Raw genomic sequence first — 3,097 nt, forward strand, 5'->3', positions numbered from 1 at the left:
TTCTCCGTGTAACTTTTTTTACACTGAGAAACACTGAGTATGACACTGAGAACCACTGAGTTTCTAAGTTTATCTTTTAATCACTTTGTTTTTCGCAGACTAACTCTGCGTTTTCTCTCTGCGGCTTTGTGGCTTTGCGTGAAATTTATTTTTTTTTCTCGCTAAGACGCAAAGACGTTAAGTATTTTCTTTGTGTTCTTTGCGGCTTTGCGAGAAATAACATAAAAAAAAGCCCCTTTCTTCAAGGGGCTTTCTATTTTGAAAACTATTAACCTAACTAACTACTTCACATACATCATCTTCTTCATCGATACAAAATTATCAGCTTGAATCTTGTAAATATACATTCCTGTATTCAACCCTGTTGCATCAAAGTTTACTCTGTGATATCCAGCTCCCATCATTCCATCTACCAATGTCGCTACTTCCTGTCCAAGTATGTTATATACCGACAACTTAACATGCGATTCCTTCGGAAGTGCAAATCTTATTGTTGTTGTTGGATTAAATGGATTTGGATAATTCTGCATCAATGAATATTCTGTCGGTATTCCTGTCTCTTCTTCTACTCCTGTTACTATATCACTTACCTTTATTATCCTTGTTGATGTTGCTGTCAAGGAACCATCTGTTACTTCAACAATCAAGATGTACGATTTCCCTGCTTGGTCTGGTACTGGTTCCCATGTGAATAATCCAGTAGTAGATATTTCACCTGGGCCACTAACTTTTCTAAATGTCAGCTGGTCACCGTCAGGGTCTTCTGCTTTGTAAATAAATTCAAAAGCTACAGGAACATTATGAACTGGAACTACTTGATTGTTCGGTATTTCTACTGTAAATACAGGCGGTCTATTTACATTATTAACAACAATTGCTACTGTCTTTGTAGCAGATAGTCCGCCTTTATCTGTAACTTTAAATGTTACGGAATAAACACCAGCTTGGTCATAATTTGGTTTCCATGTGAAAACATTTCCTGTAAGATTTGCACCGGTTGTAGCAGGGGTTGAAGTAAATGTATATGTTAAAGCATCTCCTGTATTTGCATCAGCTCCAACCAAAGTAATAGTTAATGTTTCATTTTCATTTACTGCAAATGAAGTTTGATTTGGACTTAAGGTTAATGTTGGAGCTACATTTGCTTCTGCAACTACAACTTGTCCTGATTCAGCTGAAGCGATAGGAGTTCCTGTATTGAACTTAAATGAAGTAAATGAAACTACTGAACTGCCTGCTGCTTTAGCTTTTCCAGTTAGTTTCAATAAAGTTCCGCTGCCAGTTAAATAAGAGCCTTTAGCTAATGAAAAGCTTATTGTTCCAGCATTGTTATCTACATTTATTGCAGCTAATCCACCTTCACTTAATGTAGATGATAAATCATAATTAGTTATCTCTATTACACTTTTATCAAATGTAGCAGTGAAATTGTATGATAATACTTTGTGATCTTGAGTAAGTTCAGTTGTTAATACAGGAATAACAATATTATCCCCAGCAACTGCAGAAACAGAACCGCCTTGAATAAGAACAGCAGCTGTTTTTGCATAACCATCGACAATGTTAGCACCTGGTATTCCAAGGTTGAATTTAAGTGTGTTACCGAAATCAAATGTTGTTGTACCAAAATTCTTAAATACAATTTTCATTTTTAGCAAAGAACCTTCGCCTACCAATGCTGGATAACCTGCCCATGCTACAGTTACTGTTCCTGCAAGTGTATCTACATTTGCAGAAAAAATTCCTTTCCCTTCTAATATAGTTCCTTCAGAATAAACTTCCGGGATTTGAATTATATTTTTATCATAACTCAAAACAAATTGTAAAGAAGTTATATTCTTTCCGCTAACATCATCAACAGTTATATCAGCAGTTTTAAAAGAATTAATTGTCCCTGTGATTGCAGGCAGTTTTACATTAACAGGTGAATTTGAAGCAGTAATTTCTGCTGTACTTCCAATAATTTTTACGTCTTGAACAAGAAGATATTTTGAAGTTGATGGTGATGATTCATACCATGGATAAACTCTTACGTATAATGTATCTCCTGGATAAACATTTTTATTAATTGGAAGTGAATATAATGTTAGAACATTATTTAATAATGCAATTGGGTCAGAATTAATTTTTTTAGCAAATTTAAAAGAAGCTTTGGTATCATAATAAACATTTACTTTCATAAAACTTGTAGCACCACCGCCAAGCCACATTGAAATTGAATCAGCATGCATTATGTATCCAGATTTAGGAGTTACAGCAAATTGAACGTAACGGTTGTTATTTTGTTCTGTTTCGTTACCCCAAGATATTGCAGCTGTTCCATCATTAGGCCACCAACGTTGTGTTGGACCTAATGGTCCATTTGCACCTGTATAACTTCTTACCCTAAAAATATTTGTTCCTGTTTCAACTAAACCTGTAACATTTTGGTCTTGTAATGATACCTTTTGACTGTCAGGTGGTATACATTTCCACTGCACAAGCAAACTTTGAGCATAAACTTTTGTATTACTAAATCCAGTAATAACAATTGCTAAAAAAGTAATTAATGTTAGTATTTGTTTTTTCATTTGCACCTCCAAGGTGAATTTATTTAAAATCTTTTTTATCCCCTCTTATAATTATTAATAATAATTTTTATCGTTTACTTAACCAAATTTATCTAACTATTTTTTGTTTTGCAATCAAAATTTTTAAAACTTTTCGTCTTCATTACAGCTTTGCGTAAAATAATTTAAACACAAAGTTCACTAAAGATTTCTCAAAGTTACACGAAGTATAAAATCTTTGTGTCCTCATTGTGTTGAACTTTGTGTTCCTTCGTTGTTATAAAAACACGCAGATTTCGCTGATTAAATATGGAATGATTTTCTCTTTCGAAGGAATGATGTAATAATACCAGGTAGCATTCCACTCCGTAGGAATGTTGGAATATTGGAATAATGCGAGCGTGCCCATCTTTTTAGCTCTCCAAATTTCCTGCATTGGCTTACTCTATAACTTCTCTGCGCTTCTCTGTGATTTCTCTCTGTGGTTCTCCGTGTAACTTTTTTTACACTGAGAAACACTGAGTATGACACTGAGAACCACTGAGTTT

1 protein-coding gene is annotated in these 3,097 nt (G+C 34.2%); it reads right to left on the minus strand.

Translation table 11 applies throughout. The features are described 5' to 3' along the window. Nucleotides 1–281: 281 nt before the first annotated feature. Entirely contained in the window at nt 282–2,570 is a 2,289-nt protein-coding gene (locus AC27L2_RS13725) for an Ig-like domain-containing protein (protein ID WP_487212338.1), read from the minus strand. Nucleotides 2,571–3,097 lie beyond the last annotated feature (527 nt).

Source organism: Rosettibacter sp. KY25 (assembly GCF_057554405.1).